This is a genomic window from Fibrella aquatilis, assembly GCF_017353255.1.
In the GTDB taxonomy this organism is placed as follows: domain Bacteria; phylum Bacteroidota; class Bacteroidia; order Cytophagales; family Spirosomataceae; genus Fibrella; species Fibrella aquatilis.
This window is the reverse complement of record NZ_JAFMYU010000030.1, coordinates 1-21464: the sequence shown is the minus strand read 5'-3', so window position 1 is coordinate 21464 and position 21464 is coordinate 1. Positions and strand designations below refer to the sequence as shown.

Sequence of the window (21464 nt, the reverse complement as noted above, 5' to 3'; positions counted from 1 at the left end):
AGATGAATTTAGCACAATTTTCCGTCAAAAACTGGCAATTCATGTTGGTGCTGTTCATCGCCGTGGTGGCGCTGGGTATCAACGCGTTGCTGAACATGCCCCGGGGCGAAGACCCCGAATTTACGGCCCCCAACTTCGTCGTCATCTTCGTCTATCCCGGTGCCGACGCCGAGGATATGGAGCAGCTCGTGGCCGACCCCGTAGAGGCCCGGTTCAACGCCCTCGACAACATCGACCACGTCATCACCACCATTGAAGATGGCCTAGTGGTGGCGCGGGTGGAGTACCAGTACAGCGAAGACCCCGACGAAAAATACCAGGAGATCGTACGCGAGGTAAACGCCCTGCGCTCGGAACTACCGGCCGATATTTTTCGCATCGACATCCGCAAATTTTCACCTACCGACGTCAGCATTGTGCAGGTGGCGTTGCAGTCGGAGGTGGCGTCGGATAAGGAACTGGGCGAACAGGCCGAGCGGCTGAAGGAGCAACTGGAAAAGGTGAAAAGCCTGAAAGAAGTGGCCGACTGGGGTTTTCCCAAAACAACCGTCCGGGTGTCGCTCAACGTAGAGAAGATGGCGCAGCTGGGCATTGCTGTCAACCGCGTAATTGGAGCCATGCAGGCCGAAAACCTGATTATTCCGGCGGGGAGTTTGCAGGCCGGTGCGCGGAAATTCAACGTCAAAACCACCGGCGACTACCAATCCCTTGATGACATTCGGAACACCATCGTATCGACTAACGGCCAAAAGATCATCTATCTCCGCGACGTAGCCGACGTAAACCTGAGCTACGAGGATCAGACCTACCTCACGCGCCTCAACGGCCACCGGGCGGTGCTGGTGACGGCGGCGCAAAAGGCGGGCGAAAACATTGAAAAAGTGGGGAGCAAACTACGTCCCGTCATTGACGATTTTGCGAAAACGCTGCCACCGCATATTGTGCTGACCAAGAACTTCGATCAGGCCACGAGCGTGAGCAAACGCCTGTCGCGCTTCGCCAAAGATTTTGGCATTGCCATCCTGCTGGTATCGCTCACGCTGTTGCCGCTGGGGTTCCGGGCGGCGTCGGTGGTGATGATCTCCATTCCGCTGTCGCTGGCTATCGGGTTGGCTCTGTTAGGCGTGTTTGGCTTCAGTATCAACCAGTTAAGTATCGTGGGTTTTATTGTGGCGCTGGGTATTCTGGTAGACGATAGCATTGTGGTGGTCGAAAACATTGAGCGGTATTTGCGCGAAGGCTACTCCAAAAAAGAGGCGGCCATCAAAGCCACTAATCAGATCACGTTGGCCGTTATTGGCTGTACCACTACGCTCGTTTTGGCGTTTTTGCCCCTGCTGTTTTTGCCCGAAGGCTCCGGCGATTTCATTCGGTCGCTGCCCACAGCGGTGGTAACTACGGTGGTAGCCTCATTGGCGGTGTCGCTTACGATTGTGCCGTTTTTGAGCAGCCGCATACTGAAGCCGGGTCACAACCCCGAAGGCAACTGGTTTCTGCGGGGTTTGAAACGGGGTATCAGCGTATCGTACCGGCCGTTGCTCAATGCGGGGCTGCGGTATCCGGTCATCACATTGCTGCTGGCAGGGGCCTTATTTGGCGGATCGTTGATGCTGTTTAAACGCGTGGGCTTTGCCCTGTTTCCCCCGTCGGAAAAGCCCCAGTTTTTTATCAACATCGAAACCGGCGATGGCAGCAGCCTAACCGAAACCAACGCCGTGGCGCGCTACGTAGAGGGCGTGCTGAAGGGCGAAAAGTCGGTGCAATACTTCACCAGCAACGTGGGCAAAGGCAATCCGCGCATTTACTACAACATTGCCCAACGCAGCGAAGCGGCCAATTTTGCGCAGGTGTTTGTGCAGTTGCACCCCGAAAATGGCCCCGCCAGCAAACGAGTGGTAATAGACCGTCTCCGCGACAAACTGGCGCAGTACCCCAATGCTAAAATCGAGGTCAAAGACTTTGAACAGGGGCCATCGCAGGAAGCCCCCGTAGCCATTCGGATGTTTGGTGATAACCTCGACACGCTCCGGGCGCAGGCGGCGAGGGTGGAAGCCGTTTTCCGCCAGACGCCGGGCCTGATTTATGTCAGCAACCCCCTGGCTACCCGTAAAACTGACCTCCGCGTACGGATTAACAAAGAGAAAGCCGGACTGCTGGGCCTTTCCATCGCCGACGTGAACCGCACGATCCGGCTGGCTGTGGCGGGTCTCAACATTGGCACTTTCAAAGATCCCGAAACATCCGACGATTACACAATTAACGTCACCGCCAACGGCACCCGGCTGCCTAACGGCGCGGTATCGCAGGCGGCGCTCAGCAATTTGTATATCAATACGTTAACTGGTGGTACGGTGCCCCTACGCCAGATTGCCGATCTGCAATTTGAGACGGGTACGACCCAGATTAGGCATTACGATAAAGACCGCTACGTGAGCATTACGGCCTTTGTAAAAACTGGCTATCTGGTTGATAACCTGTTTACCAGCGTACTCAATAAACTCGGCAGCATGACCTTTCCAAAAGGGTTTACCTATAAAGCTGCGGGCGAACTGGAAAGCCGCGAGAAGTCATTCGGTGGGCTGGGGACCATCATTCTCATCACTGCCTTTGGGTTTCTGGCGGTGCTCGTACTGGAGTTTGGCACCTTTAAAAGCTCGCTCATTGTGCTATCGGTGATTCCGCTGGGCGTGGTGGGGGCTATTGCCGCGCTGCTTGTCACGGGTAATCCGTTCTCGTTTGTGGCCATCATCGGTTTGATCGCGCTGATTGGTATTGAAGTCAAAAACTCAATCCTGTTAGTTGATTTCACCAACCAACTCCGCGCTGAGGGGATGCCGCTGGATGCCGCAATCCGCGAGGCGGGCGAGGTACGGTTTGTGCCCATCGTGCTCACCTCCCTCACCGCCATCGGGGGCCTCATTCCGCTGGCCATCGAGAACAACCCGCTCTACAGTCCGCTGGCGTGGGTCCTCATCGGGGGCCTGATTTCCAGCACCTTACTCTCTCGCATTGTCACGCCGGTACTCTACAAGCTGCTACCCCCACAAGTGGAAATGAAGGCCGTGGCAGAACTGGAAATGGCATAAGATTGCGCTATCTTGCCACCCACCTCTGATGGATCTACACAAAGTGTTTCTTTACCGGATGATGCACATCGAGAACATTGCTCATGTTTTCGTGCATGGCCTTACACACCGAAATTCCACACACCGAAACCCCGTCTTTATACCAATTGGTGATGGTCAATTGATTGGTAAACGAGCCGATTATCTTCTGTCTGATCAGACACGTTTGGGCGATTATACCCCGTTTTATTTTGGCCCGCGGATGCCTATGCTTTATGTGATTCAGCACGGTTTCAGTGGCGTAACTGCTGTTTCTCCAGAAAAAATCGTATATTGTATTAGCAGTGTAGGCGATGTAACAGCTTGTGAATCAGTGTCATTTCTATTTACAGATGGGCATGCGTTTAACGGGTTAAGCAGTTGCTTTACGGCTGACCGAATCAATGAGGTTAATCAACTGATTGACTGGAAAGCCATTCGTAGCAAATATTGGCAAGATGAAAATGATCTTGATCTGAAACGCCGAATGGAAGCTGAATTTTTGCTGATGGGTGATCTGCCCGCATCAGCTATTAGAGGGTATGTTGTTTACAATCTTGCGGCGGCTACGACACTTGTTGAATTAGGCATTGCTCCGGAAAAAGTGATTGTAAAGCCTGAATACTATTTTTGAGCCATGATTGAATATCGTGAAGGAAACCTCCTCGAAAGCCCCGCACAGGCGCTCATCAATACGGTCAATACTGTAGGTGTGATGGGTAAGGGAATCGCGTTGCAATTCAAGAATCAGTTTCCTGAAAATTACAAAGCCTATCGGAACGCTTGTAAAGCAGGTGAGATCGGTATTGGTAAACTGTTTGTGTGGGAAGAACTGGCGGTCAACGGACCGAAACTAATTATCAACTTCCCCACGAAGACAGATTGGCGAAAACCGGCTGAGTACACGTATATCGAGGCAGGGCTGGTAGCCTTAGCTCAACTTATTCAAGAGCAGGCACTTACCTCGATAGCATTACCACCTCTTGGGGCTGGCAATGGTGGCTTGGTGTGGAGTCGTGTCAAAACGCTGATCGAAACTCACCTATCTGATCTTAACTGCTCTATTTATGTGTACGAGCCTAATTTTGTGGTTCAGGAGGTACTGAAAGCTGAGCGTATTAAACTCACACCGGCTCGTGCTATGCTGCTTGCTGTGCTGTTTGAAGTAGTAAATAATGGTGAATTTGTGTCTGAGTTTGCAGCCGAAAAGATCGTGTATTTTCTGAAACGTTTTGGTGCAACAGAATTTAACAAACTTGATTTTCAGCCTAATTTCTACGGACCTTATTCTGGGCAAGTACGCCATGTATTGTATCAACTCAACGGGAGCTATTTATCGGGCTATAGTGCCAAAGACAAGAAGCCATTTGATGAGTTGAGTATTGTGCGTGATGCTAAAGATGACATTGATATCTTTTTGAATAAAGCTGAAAACGAACTGAACAGAGTTATTGTAGAAGATACTAAAGCATTTTTGTCGGGTTTTTATTCACCTTTCGCATTGGAATTACTCTCGTCGGTAGATTATTTAATGAATATGTATAAGATTCGGACGGCTGATGAAGTAACTAAACATCTGGAGGCATGGAGTGATCGTAAAAAGACACTTTTTGCTAACCCCCGGTTTATCTCACTAGCGGTTCAGAAGATGAGTCAGCTTTCGGCATAATATAGAACTACCGTGGCGGTCCCGCCGGTGCTCTGTGGCGCTTTTTACCATATGATAAGTACTGGTCGTCAGCGCGTTAAGACCTTTGTGCTAACAAGGTGTTCATCGAAAGCATCATGAGCAGAACAGCAGACGCCCGTACCATTATCATTACCGGCGGCCATACCGGTCTGGGTTTGGCCACTAGCCGCCATATCCTTACCAATACCACCAATGTACAGCTTGTCTGGGCTAGCCGGTCGGTAGACGTGGCCAGGCAAACGGCGTTGGATCTGGCCCCCGACCGCATCACGGTATTACCCCTCGACCTGGCAAAACTCGCTGACGTCCAGCCATTTGTTGCCTCAGTCACTACGCTGATTGAGGCCGGAACGCTGCCGCCGCTGGGTGCTGTGGTTTGTAATGCGGGCGTTCAGTTTGCGGGTGGGCAGCACCAAACCACCGAGGGTATCGAAGAAACGTTTAGCGTGAATCACCTCGCCCATTTTCTGCTGGTCAACCTGTTACTTCCCCATCTGTTACCTACCGGCCGGGTAGTGGTAGTCAGCAGCGGTACCCATTTCGACGCCCCCCGTATCTGGCAAAGTACCCTGTTTGGCATGCCTGCTCCCCAATATTTAGGCGCAGCAGCACTGGCGCGGGGGGCAGTGCCAGCCGGTATGGACCCGGCCAGCAATAAAGCCAATCGGTTTCGGTACACTACGTCCAAACTTTGTAACGTGCTGTTTGTGTACGAGTTAAACCGTTGGCTGCGGGCTGCCGGTTCGTCCATCACCGTCACGGCGTTCGACCCTGGCCTCATGCCCGGCACTGGGCTGGCCCGTTCTAATTCGCCTGTTGAGCGCTGGGCCTGGAACTACGTGCTGCCCATTTTACGGCTTTTCGATGGCGTAAATGCCGTCGACACGTCGGGGCGTAACCTGGCCCGGTTGGCAACAAACCCGGCCGTGTCGGGGGTGAGCGGACAGTATGTAGAAGGAACAACCGTGGTACCCTCGTCGGTGTTGTCGCGACGCCCCGAACTGTGGGCCGATTTATGGGCGGAAAGTCAGAAGCTGATAGAACTGAACACGATGCCGCACGTACCCACGGCCAAGCCAACGCTGCAATGAGCCATACACCCCTGGAAAATTTCTTGTTGCAGGTCAGCCATTTTACGCCACAACAGTTGCAACTGATTAATAGTAAGGCTGTTGAACGAACCTATCCGGCAGGGGCTTACTTCTCCGAAGCGGGGCGGATAGCGCGTGAAATTGGTTTTATCATCAGCGGTGTCTTCCGCGTCTGTTACTTCGACAATGCGGGCAATGAGATCACGAAATACTTCATCGACGATAACCACTTTGTAGTCGACCTTCAAAGCTACCAGTATAAACTCCCCTCTACGGAATATGTGCAGGCCGTAACGGAGGTGCAGGCGCTAGTTTTCTCTGAACAGGACTGGCAAATGCTGAGCCACACCATTGTAGGTTGGGCCGAAACAGAGCGGAACATCATTACGCAGGCGTTGCTGGAGAAAATAGACCGGCTTAGCCCGCTCGTCAATCAGGATGCCGACACTAAATACCGGGCATTTCTGACCAAATACCCCAAGTTGGCCAACCGGATTCCGCTGTCATACCTGGCCTCGTACATTGGTGTTACGCCGCAATCGTTAAGCCGGATACGGAAAAATATGGCTGGTCATTAAACGTATTTCTGAATAAGATATGAACACTACACTGGTTATTTTCTATTTGGCATTGCTGGTCATCAGTTTTGTTTATCTAGCTGCTGGTTTTCAGAAAATCAGCGGCCGGGAACCCATGAAATCACGCATGGCCGAAATGAATCAGGGCGGCGTGGTTAGGCTGCTGATTGGTATTGCCGAAATAGTGGGCGTCATTGGCATTTGGCTACCAGCCACTCGCCCATTAGCCCTGCTTTGCCTGATGCCCTTCTCCATTGGCGGCCTTGCTGCGCATATCGTTCTCCGGCACAACTTCAGAGAGCGCGATATACCGGCGGTGCTCATGATTGTGTTGATCTGCGTGGCTCTTTGGCTGGATCCAAGCTTTTCTATTATTTTCAACTAAAACCAATTGACTAAACCAAGCCTGACCATGACACGCTTCCATTTTCTACTAGTTATTCTGCTTTGTGTAAGCAGCCAACTAGCTGTAGCACAGGCTGCGGCTGATAAAATTTTGGGTCAGTATCTAAGTCCTAAAAAAGATGGTAAGATTGAGGTATATAAAGTGGGCGAAACGTATTTTGGAAAAGTTGTTTCAGGAAATAATCCTCGAAAAGATGTGAACAACCCGAATCCTGCCTTACGAACAAGAGATCTGCTGGGTATGGTTTTCTTGACAAACTTTACCTACAAAGACGGCGAATACAGTAACGGCGAAATTTATGATCCCGAAAATGGAAAAACCTACAGCTGCAAAATGTGGCTCGACAAGGGTAACCTGAAAGTCAGGGGATACATTGGCCTTTCTATACTTGGCCGCACCGAAACATTTACAAAGATTAATTAGTCATTACGGCACTTCCATTTTTTTAATACATTGAAAATTAAACCTATAGTTTAAAAAAACCTATAAGGTTTTTTTAAACTATAGTCTATTTGTTGGTTATTCACGAATAAAAATTTGTTGATGAAAATACACATATTAAAATTGCGAATAGTAACGTCAATACATTCTGCTCCGAAACCGCTTTATATTAAATTCTATCGGTGACGTACTCTATTACCTGAATCTTTTCCACTGTAACCCGCCCGATGATGAACATGTACCTGCTAATCTATGCGTTTGCCTCCATAATCTTACTGTTCCAAGCCGATCTACTAGCGCAGCACAAACCTGCCAACCGGCTGATTGTTCTGACCGACATAGAGGCCGACCCCGACGATGCGCAGTCGCTGATTCGGCTGCTGACCTATGCCAACGAGGTGGATATTGAGGGGCTGATTGCTACTACATCGATGTTCCAGAAAAGGCGCGTGGCTCCTGAAACTATTCACCGGCTAGTCAACATCTACGGGAAAGTGCAGCCCAATTTGTTGCTTCACGCCAAAGGCTACCCCACGGCGGTGGTGCTGAACGCACGAGTTAAACAGGGTGTGGCCTTGTATGGCATGGAGGGCGTGGGCGCGGGCAACGATTCGGAAGGGTCAGCCTGGATTATTGCGGCGCTGGAGAAACCGGATGCCCGCCCGCTGTGGGTATCGGTATGGGGTGGGCCGAACTGCCTGGGGCAGGCACTCTGGACTATTCAGCACACCCGCAGCCCGGAGCAGGCCGCCCGGCTCTACAAAAAGCTGCGGGTCTACGCTATCTCCGATCAGGACGATTCGGGCGTCTGGATTCGGAAAACGTTTCCCGACGTGTTCTATATCGTTAGTCCCAGTTTCACGGGGGCTACCTGGGGCGGCATCACGCGCAACAACGCCGGGGCCGACAATGAGGCGAACAGCAACGACTGGATTGCCCGCCACATTCAGCAGGGGCACGGGCCGCTGGGTGCTGCTTACCCCGACGTGGCCTATGGCATGGAGGGCGACACGCCTGCGTATTTAAACCTGATTCCCAACGGGTTGCACAATGCCGAACACCCGAACTACGGCGGTTGGGGTGGTCGCTACGAACTGGCCACGCCCGCCCCCGAAACCCGCCCCATCTGGACCAACGCCGACGACATCTATGCACCCCTGTTGCCCCGCGCCTGGGGACGGCCCCTCGTGCCCGACACCGTGATCTACACCTCGGCGCAGGCCACGGTCTGGCGCTGGCGGACCGAATGCCAGAACGACTTCGCCGCGCGCATCGACTGGACTACCAAACCCTACAAAGGGGCCAACCATCCGCCCGTTCCCAAACTGAATCACCCTGACCGGCTGACCGTCAAATCAGGTGCGCTCTTCAAACTCGACGCCGACGGCACCTACGACCCCGACGGCGATTCGATGAGTTATTACTGGTTCCAGTATCCCGAAGCGGGCACGTACCGGGGCAAGGTGCCGTTCACTCCGTTTTCGCCGAATCTGTACAATATGCACACGCTGGTAGCCCCAAAAGTAGACAGCCCCCAAACGGCCCATTTTATCCTGAAAGTGACCGACAAAGGCAGCCCGGCCCTAACCCGCTACAAACGCGTCATCGTGGAGTTTGTACCTTAAGAGTGTTCAAGGTCCAAGGTCTAACGTCCAAAGTTGCTTCGCGTTTTGCACCCTGGCCCATGTCTCCACGGGCCTAAGCTGGCCGCACCGGCGGACCGGTCAGCAAAGGCGTACCTCCGGCGGAGTAGGCCCGTGGAGACACGGGCCAAGGTGCAGAAGAGCAGAGCCACACCGGCGGACCGGCGAAGCAACGTTAGACCTTAAACTTTAGACGTTGAACATCCCTTACTCATTCGCCATAAGCCAGGCGGTTTGGAAGACCAGGGTGGCGCGTTGTTGAAGGACTTCGTAGTTGATGCGGTCGGCGGTGTCGGTGGGGCGGTGGTAGTCGGGGTGGAGGCCGTCCATGAAGAAGAGAATGGGGATGCCGTATTTGGCGAAATTGTAGTGGTCAGATCGGTAATAAAACTGGTTTGGGTCGGTGGGGGTGTCGTAGTCGAAGTTCAGTTCCAGGTTCACCGACTGTTTATTGGCTCTGTCTACCACCTTCCGAAGCCCGCCGTCTCGTTCACCTGAAATAAGGTAGCAGTAGGCGGGCTTTTTACGATGCGCGTCATCTACCCTACCCACCATGTCTACGTTTAGGTCGCAGACAATCTGGTCGGTCAGCAGGGGGCAATGAGTGGTGAAATAGGCTGAGCCGATCAGACCACCCTCTTCGCCCGAAAACAGGAGAAACAGCACACTGCGCCGGGGCCTGATACCCTGCTGGGCCAGGCTGTCGAAGGTGGCGGCAATGCTCAATACCGAGGCTGTTCCCGATCCGTTGTCGTCGGCGCCAGGGAAAATCTGCCCACCTTTTCGACCCAAATGGTCGTAATGCGCCGAGATGATGACCACCTGCTGTTTCAGGTCAGTACCCAGGAGGAGGCCACCTACGTTTTGCCCATACAACACCCGCATACTATCGCGGTGGTTGCGGGGCGGGTCTGTGAGTTCAAAGCGGGTGATGGTGGTGGGCAATGCCGACCGGCTCCCGGCCTGCCCCGGCATACGTTGCCCAAACATGGCTACGTCGGTGCTGACAAATGGGTAGGTGCTGCGAAAGGAGGCACTGCCTGAATCGACCATGAAAAAGGGCGATAACCGATTTTGCCTGAAGGTCCGTGAACAATAAATAGCGGCGTCGCGCTGCCCCTGCGTACCCGTTTCGCGCCCCTTCAGGCTGTCGGAAGCCAGGAAGTACACATGCTTTTTCAGCAGTTCAACAGGCACCGTAACGGGCGAAACCGATGGCTGGCCGTAGGCAAGCGGGGTAGCCAGCAGACAGGCAGTACCTAGCATCTGTAACATCATAACGTATGGAGTAGGAGGGGTATCAGTGTGCTATCTGGTAGGGCAATGATACCCTCAAGAACGGCACTGCCACACGTAAAAGCAACCCCACGGGCGGGGCCATACAGGCGTTTTCTGGCTAAAGAGGCCAACGCCGAGCTACTTTTTTCTACCTTCGGACCTGTTATCAGGTGCCCCTCTGTTACACAACGTTCATGAAAAATAGATGCTGTTTAGGCCTGCTGCTGAGCGGATTGGTCTTGCTGGGTCTGGTGCCGGGTCTGGCGCAGAAAGCCCCCACCATACCTGAAGCCATCCGGTTTATTAAGCTCGGTAACACCCTTCGCGAGGTCGACAAGCCACAGCAGGCCATCGAGATGCTGTTACGTGCGTTGCCCGCCGTGGGGCGAAAAGACCTTTACTGGGAAGCCGTTGCCTACGAAAATCTGGGGTTGGCCTACCGAGACCAGGAAAACACCACCGATGCCGTGCGCTATTTTCAGAAGGCGCAGTTGCTCTACAAACTCCTGAAATACAAGGCCAGCGAAACGGCTATGAATGAGCTGATCGACGAGGCCACGGACAAAAAGCTGTATGCGGGCATCGACATCGGCTCGTCGGGAATTAAGCTGGCCATTTTCAGCACCAAACTCGAAGACGGGTTCTACACCAAGACTATCCGGGCCAAACCGCTGCCGCCCAACGTGACGCTTATTTCGGGTACCGACCAGGCCTTTGAAAACGGCCGCGACGTGCTCCGGGCCTACGTCGACTCCATCCGGCGGTATGGTATTCCCAACGACCGGGTTTACGTGGCTTTCAGCAGTGGTATCAACGAAGGCTTTGGCAAAACGCCGGGCCGTCGCAAACAACTCTATGATCTCCTGGCGGCTGAACTGCCCAAGGGCGCACTCTGCGACACCAGCCTGACCGCCGCCCGTGAGGCAGAACTCTTTACGGTGGGGGCCATTCCGCGCAAACTGTGGCCTACCACCTCGTGCATGGACATTGGCAGCGGCAACACCAAAGGGGGCTATTACGATGCTGACCGGACTTTTCACGCGCTGAGCTTTCCCTACGGCACTAAATCGTTGGTGAGCCTGATCGACAAAGGCAACACGCTGGACATACCTGCCTACCGCGAGGCGGCGCAACGCGTGGTGAAATCCATCGCCGACAGTTCGCTGAACGTATCCTTTGCCACTGGGCGCGTGGGTCTGCAACAACGCCGCACGGTGGGCTTTGGCGGGGGTATCGCCTGGGCAATGGTAGCTTACCTCCACCCCGAAAAGGCGGGTCTCACGGCTGTGCCGCTAACCATGTCGGATGTGGAACGGTTTAAGCGGCTGGCCCTTACCAACTACCAGGCGCTGACTCACCCCGACCTGACCGACCTGACGGATTCGGCCATTCGGCAGAAAGCCGAAAAAGACCTTGCCAGCGTACAAACGCAATTCAACGAGAAACAAATCATTGCCGGTGCACTCTGGCTCGACGCCGTAGTGCGGGCCTACGACAACACAACCGTGCCCAAACGCTTCGTTTTCATCCGCGATTCGGACATTGGCTGGGTGACGGGCAAATTCCTGGAAGACGCCAACCGTACCTACGAACGCACCTTGGCCACGGAGGCGAAATGATGGTTGGTTGGTGATAACCCCCTGCTCTAACTCCCCAAAAAAACAAAGCCTGCCTCCGATTATGAAGGCAGGCTTTTTCATGGAGTGAATGAACTGGAAACGGAAAGCTACCGACTACGTTTTTACCACCGACGACCCCAGGCTTTGCCGTTGCCACGGCCATAGTTGCTGCCGTATCCGTTGCCATAGCCATTACCACCATAGCCGTTGCCGTTATAAGCCCGGTATTGCTCGAAGGCAAGCAGGCGGTCGCGCTGGATGGGCGTCAGGATAGATAGCACGTCCTGGCTTTTTTGCCACATCAACTGCTGATAAGCACCGGGAGCTGGTGGGGCCGTTGAAAACTGGCGGTCGTAGTATTGTTCCAGGCGAAAGAGGTCGCGCTTCTGGTAGCCGTTCAGGTCAACGATCCGGTCCAGGCGTTCAATGCGGAAGATATCGCTACGGCGGTCATAGCCGCCATTGGCACCGTAGTTGCGCGGATAGGCAGGCTGGTTGTAGGCTCCCTGGTTAACAGGCTGGGCCAGGCTCATGTGGCTCAGCAGCAAGTAGGCGGCAGAAAGCAACTGAATGCGGTTCATGGTCGTTGCGTTTGGGGTTAAAACTGCCGGTTAGAGACCTTGCCCGACCAAAGGTTTAACCCCAAACGCAACAAAGCCTATCGGCTGGCTACCAGTTTAGCTTTTGGCGTAAAGCGCTCCACCTTGTTCGTCACGGGTTTCACCGTGCGCAGGTAGTCATAGATTGCGCCCAGATCCTGCTCGGTCATGCCCGAATACATAGCCCAGGGCATGACCGAATTAAAGCCATCTTCGCCCACGGCGGGCGCGGCCACGTCGGTGTTGGCATAGGCCTTAAACTTAGCAATGAATGCCTCGCGGGTGTAGGCGCCAATACCGGTTTCGCCAGGGGTGATATTGGCCGAACGCACCGTGCCCGTGGGTAGCGGAAAAACTCGTCCGCCAGCCATGGTCATACCCGGCAGGGGTTGCCCCTGCCCGTCGACGGGCGTATGGCAGTCGCCGCACGAGGCCATCGTGATCAGGTAACGGCCATACGCCACGGTGTTGGCCGGGTTGGGGAGGTGGCCGGGTGTGGCTTTGGCAGGCATGGTGTTCAGGATAAAATTCATCGGGAAATCGGGTTCTGCCGCCGGAATACTCTTGTTCTCAATCGGTTTCAGCGACCGTACGTAGGCTACAATAGCCTGAATATCAGCAGGGTCGGCCTGGGCGAAGCTCTTGTAGGGCATTACCGGAAACAGGGCATGGCCGTCGCGGCTAACGCCGGTGGTAATGGCGCGGTAGATCTCGCCGTCGCTCCAGCTACTGAGGCTGGCCGGGGTGATATTGGCGGAATAAAAGTTGCCGGGGAAGCCCATCTCGCGGGCAAACGTTTCGCCGCCTTTGCCTTCGGTACCCGCTATAATTGGCCCGTTGAGCTTGGTCCAGTCGCGGGTAGAGTGGCAGTCTACGCACACGGCCACGTGGTTGGCCAGGTAATGCCCCCGCGCCAGTTGCGCCGAGTCGGTACGGATGGTGAGCGTGGGTGGCGGACCCACGTTGGGCAGGGCTAATTTTACGTAAGTCAGTCCGGCAATGGCCAATACAATCAGCAGGGCTAACAAGCCGCCCAGTACACGCAATAATCGTTTCATGGTCTTACATACCTGCCGGGAAGGAAAGCAGATACGCGAGATTAGTAGTTGCAATGAGTTGATTAACTGACTATTGCGTAAACGTGTCGAATAGTTAGTGAGTGGTTTTGAACCGGTCTATGTGACAGTCATTAGACTAGCATTAGAAGCAACTATTTTATGGCAGATACATACACTACACCAAAACACTAGTGGTAACGTGTCGTTTACAAAAAACAGGCCCCAGCCCGTCTGAGCGGCCTATCCACCACTGTTATGAACCGTCATCGCTTTTTGCTCTCGTTCACTCTCCTGCCGTGGTTGGCACACGCTCAACAAAAGCCTTTTTCAATTGCATTAGGTCTTGTGGCCAAGCAGGACTTATATACTGTCAATGACCCAACCCAACGCCTGATGACCAGCATTGATGGTAGTCATATACGTCGGTCAATAGTTGCCCGCTGGTCGCCTTCTGCCCGTTGGAGCAGTGAGGTGGGCATTGATTTTATCCAAACACCTCAGCCAACCATTAATTACAGTTTTCCTGTAGCAGGAAGTAGAATACTTTTTCTCGACCGACCCGGACGGCGGCCTCAATATACAGTCAGGCAGTACTACACACCTATCAATTTCCGAATTAATCGGTCTCTTGGCGTGGCCGCTGGCCTGTATGCTGGTGGGGCTTTTAGCACGCACAAAACAAATTCGAGTGGTGGGTCTATTCGTGATTTTAGTGCATTTGCGCCTGATTTAGTGCGTGGCCAAACCGAGACAATTAGCAGTGTAGCTACCTCTACATACCCCAACCGCACCACATTTTCCACCGAAATAGGCTTTCACCTAAATGGTATGCTGGGCGAGCGTTGGCAAATTCGGTATCAGGGCGGGTGGCATCAGGGCTTTGGCACGACCATACGTACCAATGTCGAGTATGTTTCGTCATTTGCGCCGGGCGTCACCAACCGGGCCGTTATAACGTCCAACGGCTCCGGCTGGTCGGGCGGCATTTCTGTGGCTTATTTATTTGGTCGCCGTGCGCTCGACAACGTATCTGGCGGTTCATTTTCGGATAGGGTTGCTTCGCCGCCAAAGAATCATCGGTTCTCTATTGGCCTCGACGGGGGGAGCCGGGCGTATCAATTCACCTATGCCGATCCGGGCGGGCGGTTGCTCAACGAACCAACTCAGCTACGGGAGTCTATCGGTATTAGTGCCCGTTGGTACGCTTCTGAGCGGTGGACAACCGAGGTGGGTTTTCAGCGGTCTATCTTCAATGCGAAGGACGTTAACTTCACCTTTCCCAATCCCGAACGCATTTCGGCGAGTGTTGATCTGGAACAGACAGAGAGGCATTGGTACGTTCGCCAGTATTACAACGCGCTCATTGCCAGGCCATTCAAAGGGGTCAGCGTTGCCGTTGGTCCGCATGTGGGTATCGGCCTTTCCCAGTTCAGACCTGAGGTCTATGAGTTTTCGCCAACAACTACACCGGGCGGTGGCCCCAACAACGAGCCTGAAGTCATTACGTCTCAGTTTACCCTTACATTTCCCCAAGCCGAAGCGTGGATAGCCGAAGCGGGCCTAAACGCCCATTTTATGCTGGGTAACCGCGTTCACCTGCGCTATCAGTTGGGGCGCATGATGGGCTTTACCCCCACTACCGTTGTTGGGGTCAATTACCAGTCGTCGCTCAATCCGGCGATGAATGCCGCTACCATTATCACACAGGGAACGGGCTGGTTAAATAGCGGAATGATTGCCTACCGGTTTGGCCGGGCAAATCCACCCAGTCAGCGACGGGTTCGGGAGAAGTAGCGGACCCTAAACTGAAACAACGGCAACCGTCAGTCGGCTGATGCACACGAGGCGGTCCTGCTCGTCGGTGATGCGGATGTCCCAGACGTGGGTGGTGCGACCTACGTGAATGGGTGTGCAGCGGCCAGTTACCCAGCCCGAACGCACCGACCGAATGTGGTTGGCGTTGATCTCCAGCCCCACAGCCCGTTGCCTGGCGGGATCAGGCAGGCGAATGGTAGAGGCCAGACTCCCCAGCGACTCGGCCAGCACCACCGATGCCCCGCCGTGCAGAATGCCGAAGGGTTGTTGTGTGCGGGCATCAACCGGCATCCGCGCCACCAGCAGGTCATCGGCAATAGACACCATCTCGATGCCCAGCAGGCCTGCAATGGAGTTCTTGTTCATCTCATTCAAACTCTCTACCGTGGCGTTCATGGGTAATGGCTTTAGAAGATAGTAAACCGAAGACTCCAAAAATGATGTTTGATTTTTCCGTAATTTTGCGGCCAAATTAGGTTACGCTCTACGTAACACAACGGCTTTTGGCACGAAAAGATCTATATATTATTCGCCACGGCGAAACCGACTACAACCGCCGGGGCATTGTGCAGGGTAGTGGGGTCGATGCACCACTCAACGAAATGGGCCGGGCACAGGCCGAAGCTTTCTTTCAGGCCTATCAGCATGTGCCCTTTGCCAAAATATACACCTCCACGCTCATTCGTACGTTTCAAACCGTCGAGCCGTTTGTTGAACTGGATATTCCATACGAAAAGCTGGCGGGCCTGAATGAGATTAGCTGGGGCGTTATGGAAGGCAAAATTCCCAACACCCTCGATGACGAATACTACCGTACGCTAATTGAGAACTGGTCGGCGGGCAATACGGCTATGCCCCCCGAACAGGGCGAAAGTCCTGAGCAGGTGGTAGCGCGTCAGCGACCTGCCATGGCTCATATCCTGGCCCAAACGGGCGAATCGCCGGTGCTGATTGCCATGCACGGCCGGGCCATGCGCATTTTGCTGTCGTGGCTGCTGGGCAAACCCCTGGCCCGGATGGATACCTTCGAGCACAGTAACCTCTGCCTCTACAAGCTCACCTACGACGAAGACACCACGCAGTTCACGCTCGACGTAGTCAACGATACGTCGCATTTGCTGGCCGTGAGCAGCTACCACTAGCCGCCCCTACCACTTATCACGGTTATAAACCCCCTCATCAGCCCGGAAAAGGGGGTTGGTATAAACACGCAGGCATTGCCGCGTCGGTTTGTGTAGCTTCGTCATTGGGCTTTGGCCCACTGTGTCTGTTGCCTGCATGTCGAAACAACGTATATATTGGTTCTGCCAAATTGTGGGCTGGACGCTCCTCATCCTGACGGAGTTTGTGATCTATTGGATCGACGAGGGCTTTGAGGTAAACATGTTTTACCTCTCCATTGCCAACATCGTGCTGGGCATTAGCCTCACCAACGTATACCGGATCATGATTCAGCGGTGGAACTGGGTGCGGCTGCCGTTCTTCCAACTGGCCCCCCGCGTGCTGGTGTCGGTGCTGGTGCTGGCCCTCATCATGACGCTCATCAATTTCCCCTTCGATCAGGAGTTAATCGTGAACCCGCAACTGCACGATCTGTCGGCGTTTATGGCCAACATGGCGAGCTGGGTAAAGACCATGCTGGCCTGGATTCTGAGCTACACGGCCTACCATTACGTAGAGCGCACCCGCGACGCCGAGATCGAGAAAATTCTGCTCAAAACCTCTATCCGCGAAACGGAAGCTAAGGTGCTTCGGTCGCAGTTGAACCCGCATTTTATGTTCAACGCCCTCAACAGCATCCGGGCGCTGGTGTACGAAAATCCTCTAAAGGCGCAGCAGGGCATCACCCAGCTCTCAAATATCCTCCGCAACTCGCTCCTGGCCGACCGCCGCAAAACTGTTGACCTGCGCGAAGAGATCAAAACCGTAGACGACTACCTGGCGCTGGAAAAAGTGCGCTATGAAGACCGCCTGCAAAGCCTGATCGACGTCGATGCGCGGGCTATGTACTGGCAGGTGCCCCCCATGATGCTGCAAACGCTGGTCGAGAATGCCATTAAGCACGGGGTGTCTAAAGAAGTAAGCGGGGGTTTTGTAGAACTACACGCCCACGTAGAAACCACCGCCCAGGGCCGCGACGAACTGCGCATCCTGATTCGGAACACCGGCACGCTGGGCGACAAAGAAGCGTCGGGTGGGTTTGGGCTGAAAAACACCAATCAGCGCCTCGACTTGCTCTACGGCCCCGATGCCCACTTTTCCATTCATCAGGAGTCCCCCGGCGTGGTCCTCGCCGACGTCCATATTCCCCAACAATCGGATACTGTTTTTAAACTAAAGGGCGCGGAGGTGAGGGCGTAGAACTGAGAGACAGGCTCTAAACTCTCGGCTCTATGCTCTCAGCCCTGTGCTTACCCCCATGCGAACCATCATCATTGACGACGAGCGGCTGGCCCGCAACGAACTCCGGCGGTTGCTGGAGAACATGCCCAAGGTGCAGATCGTTGGCGAAGCCGCCAATGCCGACGAGGCCCTGCCCATGATCGAAAACCTCCAGCCCGACCTGCTATTTCTGGATATTCAGATGCCTGGCAAAAATGGCTTCGAGCTGCTCCAGGCTATTGAAGGCAAGGCACCGGAAGTGGTCTTCACCACCGCCTACGACGAATATGCTATTAAGGCATTCGAGTTCAATGCCCTCGACTACCTCCTCAAGCCCGTTGACTTAGCGCGGCTTACGGAGGCCATTCATCGGGTAGAGGAAGAACTCAACCACGGTCAGGCTCCGGAAGGCCCCCACGTGCCTAAAGACGGCTCGAAACTGCTGGGCGAAAATGACCAGGTGTTTGTGAAAGACGGCGAAAAATGCTGGTTTGTGAAGCTGGGCAAAGTGCGCCTGTTCGAGTCGATGGGTAACTACGTCCGGCTCTATTTCGACGACCAGAAGCCCCTGGTACTCAAATCGTTGAATGCATTGGAAGACCGCCTCGACCCGGCCACGTATTTCCGCGCCAACCGCAAGCATATCATCAATTTGCAGTGGATCGAGAAGATCGAACCCTGGTTTAGCGGTGGCCTGCTGGTCACGCTGCGCGGCAGTAATGACAAAGTAGAAATCAGCCGCCGCCAAGCGATCCGGTTCAAAGAGATGTTGTCTTTATAGTCATTGGTCATTCGCTTCGCTGTCATTCGTCATTCTTAGCTGAATACGACGAATGACAGCGAAGCGAATGACCAATGACTACAAATAAAAATCCCTGCGCTCAAATTGGCGCAGGGATTCCGTACCCACCGTAACTTGTACTTAACCTAAAATGAAACCACCTAAACCTAAACGTACCACTTCGTGAAGTGACTATGTTTTGCAGGCTTTGGGCAATAAAATTGGCTCATCTGCCTGGTCGGCTATTCGACTAGCGAACTACGTGATTGGCTTTTGCCTCAAACGCCACGTCCGCTAATCAGCCTGAACACGACCGCTATGATTGCTATAACGAGTAGTGCGTGAATCAAACTTCCCATTCCAAAGCTGTTGAATCCTAAGAAGCCCAGCGCCCAGATGATCACCAAGATCACAGCAATAGTGTATAGCAAATTTCCCATAACGTTATTTTGTGTTGAGTAAATCAGAACATCAGTGTCTCGTGTTCTGATATCCCTTTAGAAAATTCTGTGCCAGATGCATGACCTGTATCACCTGACTATAGGGCGAATGTGCCATTTGGGGTGTAAATGAGGCCTTTAGGCCCTTTTTTTTGCTCGTGCCAAAAAAAGCGGAGGTACATTAGCTGAAGGCGGTTGGGGAAAATTTTCCCCAAATTGGGAAATCAGGACTGTAAATAGCTCTACATAATTCCCCACACTCTACAAAGGCTATATGAAATGTGCTGGCTCAGCATTCGTCAGGATTGGGTATAACTGCTTCTTAATGGGGCATTTAGGCGTTATAAGTGCTTAAGTTAGACCTAATCAAGAAGTTAGGCATTATATTTTATAGAGATAATATGACAGCGTGAATGAAAAACGTAACGAACGCATAATATGACTGGAGTAATTGTACCTAGTTCGGCAATCGGACACGCGTTTGTGCCGAACACTAAGAAGAATATGACTACGAAGCACGTACTCATCGTAGATGACGAAGCTGATATTTGCCTATTATTATCTGGGTTACTGCGCCGGTTAGGTTATCAGCCTACCTGTGCTCATTTTTTGGAAGATGGTCGCCAGTGCCTGAGTCGGCAACATTTCGATGCCGTATTTCTGGATCTTAACCTGCCCGATGGCCTAGGCTTCGATTTGCTACCGTTGATTAAGCGCGAAGACAGTTCGCCGGAAAAGGCTAAAGTGGTCATGATCAGTGCTTTTGATGGGGCTGCCGAACGCAAACGGGCTACAGATCAGGGTGCCGACTACTTTATGGGCAAGCCATTTACCCGCAAAACGGTAGAGCAGGCGCTGGAATCAATTCAGATTTAGCCGGGCAACGCCCGCAGGGCTGGTTTGCCGCCGTTTGCCGGTACATACGAAACCAGACTCGGGCTGGTTGTTGTTGCTAGTTAGGGTTGCCAACTACAGGCTGTTATACCAACGGCTTGTTCCCACCATTCATCAACTGACCGCCTTAACGAGTGTCCCTGAGATGGGCATTCTGCTTATGGAAAAAATATTGATTATTGACGATAATAACGACATCTGTGTGTTGTTAGAGCGTTTTTTGGGTAAGCAAAAGTATAAGACAGCCTCGGCCCAGCGGGGCGAAGACGGCCTTACATTGTTACGCCGCGAAACGTACGATCTGGTTATCTGTGATTTCAAATTACCCGACACTGATGGTCTGGATATGTTGCGCCGCATTAAGGTGCTCAGTCCCGCCACTGCCGTTATTATCATTACGGGCTATTCGGATGTGCGCATTGCCGTGCAGGCCCTGAAATATGGTGCCTTCGACTATGTCACCAAGCCCCTGCTGCCCGACGAGATCCTGTACACAATTAGGGGGGCACTCGACAAAAAAAATGCTACTGTCCTGCCTGCGGTCACCGCAACGGACTCGTCGGCGGGCCATACCAAAGTAGGCAAAGCCGCCCGGCCTTCATTGGCACCCGATGGCAAACGATTTATTTTTGGGAAAAGCCGCGCCGCCGAACAGCTCCAAAAGCATGTTGAGTTAATTGCCCCCACCAACATGTCGGTGATTATTACGGGCGAAACCGGCACCGGCAAAGAGTTTGTGGCCAACGCCATCCACCTCAGCAGCAAACGCGCCGAAAAGCCATTCGTGGCCATCGACTGTGGAGCACTGTCGAAGGAGTTGGCAGGCAGCGAACTTTTTGGTCACGTGAAAGGAGCTTTCACCGGAGCTATGTCCGACAAGATGGGTAGCTTCGAATATGCCAACGGGGGTACGTTATTTCTGGATGAGATCGGAAACCTGTCTTACGAAAATCAGATCAAGCTGCTGCGGGTATTGCAGGAACGTAAGATCAAACGGGTAGGTGGCAACACAGACATCAGCGTTGACGTTCGTATTCTCTGTGCTACCAACGAAGACCTGCGCGAGGCTGTGCGGCAGGGCCGCTTCCGGGAAGACATTTTTCACCGCCTCAACGAGTTTACTGTTGACCTGCCTCCCCTGCGCGAGCGCAAAGCTGATATCATGCTTTTCGCCGACCACTTTCTAGAACTGGCCAACCGGCAACTAGAGAAAGACGTGCTGGGTTTTGATGAGGAGGTACGCGACAAGTTTAAAGAATACTACTGGTACGGTAACCTCCGCGAACTGCAAAACGTGGTGAAACGGGCTGTACTACTTACTCAAGGCGATTACGTGCAGGTTGATGTACTACCCCACGAAATCACCTCACCTACTTACATCACGTCTGACGACACCGCCGGGTTTGTGATGGATTCAGTGCGACCAGGGTCTATGCCCGTCATGCAGCAGCCTACGCAGGGTGGTAATCTGAAATCTGTATCGGAAAGCGCCGAGCGGGCTGCTATTCTGAAGGTGCTGGAGAAAACCGGCTATAACAAAACCAAAGCAGCGGAGGTACTAAATATTGACCGCAAGACGCTGTACAATAAACTAAAGGCGTACGACATTCATCTGTAAGTTTCAGGTTCAATGTCTAAAGTCTAA

20 protein-coding genes are annotated in these 21464 nt (G+C 53.3%); 15 read left to right on the top strand and 5 right to left on the bottom strand.

Translation table 11 applies throughout. From position 1 onward, the window contains the following. Nucleotides 1-2 precede the first annotated feature (2 nt). The 8 genes from J2I48_RS25200 to J2I48_RS25165 all read left to right on the top strand — a co-directional run bounded on the left by J2I48_RS25200 (nt 3) and on the right by J2I48_RS25165 (nt 8935). The gene (locus tag J2I48_RS25200; protein WP_207338295.1) at nt 3-3086 is read left to right on the top strand and encodes an efflux RND transporter permease subunit; all 3084 of its coding nucleotides are present in this window, start codon (nt 3-5) and stop codon (nt 3084-3086) included. Between the two features lie 28 nt (nt 3087-3114). Further along, complete coding sequence (darT, locus tag J2I48_RS25195) at nt 3115-3738, top strand: type II toxin-antitoxin system toxin DNA ADP-ribosyl transferase DarT (protein WP_207338294.1); 624 nt, start codon at nt 3115-3117, stop codon at nt 3736-3738. Between the two features lie 3 nt (nt 3739-3741). Further along, the gene (gene darG, locus J2I48_RS25190; RefSeq protein ID WP_207338293.1) at nt 3742-4773 is read left to right on the top strand and encodes a type II toxin-antitoxin system antitoxin DNA ADP-ribosyl glycohydrolase DarG; all 1032 of its coding nucleotides are present in this window, start codon (nt 3742-3744) and stop codon (nt 4771-4773) included. A gap of 116 nt (nt 4774-4889) precedes the next feature. After that, nucleotides 4890-5885 carry an SDR family NAD(P)-dependent oxidoreductase gene (locus J2I48_RS25185; protein ID WP_207338292.1) on the top strand — a complete coding sequence of 332 codons (996 nt, stop codon included), beginning with the start codon at nt 4890-4892 and terminating at the stop codon, nt 5883-5885. Further along, complete coding sequence (locus tag J2I48_RS25180) at nt 5882-6463, top strand: Crp/Fnr family transcriptional regulator (protein WP_207338291.1); 582 nt, start codon at nt 5882-5884, stop codon at nt 6461-6463. The genes J2I48_RS25185 and J2I48_RS25180 overlap by 4 nt, the downstream gene beginning before the upstream one ends. Nucleotides 6464-6482: 19 nt before the next feature. Next, nucleotides 6483-6848 (top strand): DoxX family protein, encoded by a 366-nt coding sequence (locus tag J2I48_RS25175; RefSeq protein ID WP_207338290.1) that lies wholly within the window; start codon nt 6483-6485, stop codon nt 6846-6848. A 27-nt stretch (nt 6849-6875) separates the two neighbouring features. Next, nucleotides 6876-7292: a DUF2147 domain-containing protein gene (locus tag J2I48_RS25170; RefSeq protein ID WP_207338289.1), complete on the top strand. Its 417-nt coding sequence runs from the start codon at nt 6876-6878 to the stop codon at nt 7290-7292. A 245-nt stretch (nt 7293-7537) separates the two neighbouring features. After that, the gene (locus tag J2I48_RS25165; protein WP_207338288.1) at nt 7538-8935 is read left to right on the top strand and encodes a DUF1593 domain-containing protein; all 1398 of its coding nucleotides are present in this window, start codon (nt 7538-7540) and stop codon (nt 8933-8935) included. Between the two features lie 225 nt (nt 8936-9160). Here the strand turns inward: J2I48_RS25165 and J2I48_RS25160 are convergent, their stop codons facing one another. Beyond that, nucleotides 9161-10231: a M28 family peptidase gene (locus J2I48_RS25160; protein ID WP_207338287.1), complete on the bottom strand. Its 1071-nt coding sequence runs from the start codon at nt 10229-10231 to the stop codon at nt 9161-9163. A gap of 194 nt (nt 10232-10425) precedes the next feature. On the opposite strand from J2I48_RS25160, the gene J2I48_RS25155 reads away from it, so the two are divergent. Continuing rightward, nucleotides 10426-11850, top strand: a complete 1425-nt coding sequence (locus J2I48_RS25155; RefSeq protein WP_207338286.1) for a tetratricopeptide repeat protein — start codon at nt 10426-10428, stop codon at nt 11848-11850. A gap of 122 nt (nt 11851-11972) precedes the next feature. On the opposite strand, the gene J2I48_RS25150 is transcribed toward J2I48_RS25155, so the two are convergent. After that, on the bottom strand, nt 11973-12431 hold the full coding sequence (locus J2I48_RS25150; RefSeq protein ID WP_207338285.1) for a hypothetical protein: 459 nt from the start codon (nt 12429-12431) through the stop codon (nt 11973-11975). Between the two features lie 77 nt (nt 12432-12508). Further along, nucleotides 12509-13507: a c-type cytochrome gene (locus tag J2I48_RS25145; RefSeq protein ID WP_207338284.1), complete on the bottom strand. Its 999-nt coding sequence runs from the start codon at nt 13505-13507 to the stop codon at nt 12509-12511. 393 nt (nt 13508-13900) lie between these two features. On the opposite strand from J2I48_RS25145, the gene J2I48_RS25140 reads away from it, so the two are divergent. Then, nucleotides 13901-15301, top strand: a complete 1401-nt coding sequence (locus J2I48_RS25140; RefSeq protein ID WP_207338283.1) for a hypothetical protein — start codon at nt 13901-13903, stop codon at nt 15299-15301. Nucleotides 15302-15307: 6 nt separating this feature from the next. Here the strand turns inward: J2I48_RS25140 and J2I48_RS25135 are convergent, their stop codons facing one another. Beyond that, nucleotides 15308-15718, bottom strand: coding sequence for a hotdog fold thioesterase (locus J2I48_RS25135; protein WP_207338282.1), 411 nt, complete (start codon nt 15716-15718; stop codon nt 15308-15310). A gap of 107 nt (nt 15719-15825) precedes the next feature. Here J2I48_RS25135 and J2I48_RS25130 point away from each other — a divergent pair, with 107 nt between their 5' ends. The 3 genes from J2I48_RS25130 (at nt 15826) to J2I48_RS25120 (ending at nt 18485) form a co-directional block, all read left to right on the top strand. Continuing rightward, entirely contained in the window at nt 15826-16464 is a 639-nt protein-coding gene (locus J2I48_RS25130) for a histidine phosphatase family protein (RefSeq protein WP_207338281.1), read from the top strand. Between the two features lie 136 nt (nt 16465-16600). Continuing rightward, nucleotides 16601-17683, top strand: coding sequence for a sensor histidine kinase (locus J2I48_RS25125; RefSeq protein WP_207338280.1), 1083 nt, complete (start codon nt 16601-16603; stop codon nt 17681-17683). A gap of 58 nt (nt 17684-17741) precedes the next feature. Continuing rightward, entirely contained in the window at nt 17742-18485 is a 744-nt protein-coding gene (locus J2I48_RS25120) for a LytR/AlgR family response regulator transcription factor (protein ID WP_207338279.1), read from the top strand. Nucleotides 18486-18763: 278 nt separating this feature from the next. Here the strand turns inward: J2I48_RS25120 and J2I48_RS25115 are convergent, their stop codons facing one another. Beyond that, nucleotides 18764-18925, bottom strand: a complete 162-nt coding sequence (locus J2I48_RS25115; protein WP_207338278.1) for a lmo0937 family membrane protein — start codon at nt 18923-18925, stop codon at nt 18764-18766. Nucleotides 18926-19429: 504 nt separating this feature from the next. Here J2I48_RS25115 and J2I48_RS25110 point away from each other — a divergent pair. Both J2I48_RS25110 and J2I48_RS25105 read left to right on the top strand, forming a co-directional pair. After that, complete coding sequence (locus tag J2I48_RS25110) at nt 19430-19801, top strand: response regulator (RefSeq protein WP_207338277.1); 372 nt, start codon at nt 19430-19432, stop codon at nt 19799-19801. A 178-nt stretch (nt 19802-19979) separates the two neighbouring features. Next, the gene (locus J2I48_RS25105) at nt 19980-21437 is read left to right on the top strand and encodes a sigma-54-dependent transcriptional regulator (RefSeq protein WP_207338347.1); all 1458 of its coding nucleotides are present in this window, start codon (nt 19980-19982) and stop codon (nt 21435-21437) included. The last annotated feature ends 27 nt before the right edge of the window (nt 21438-21464 follow it).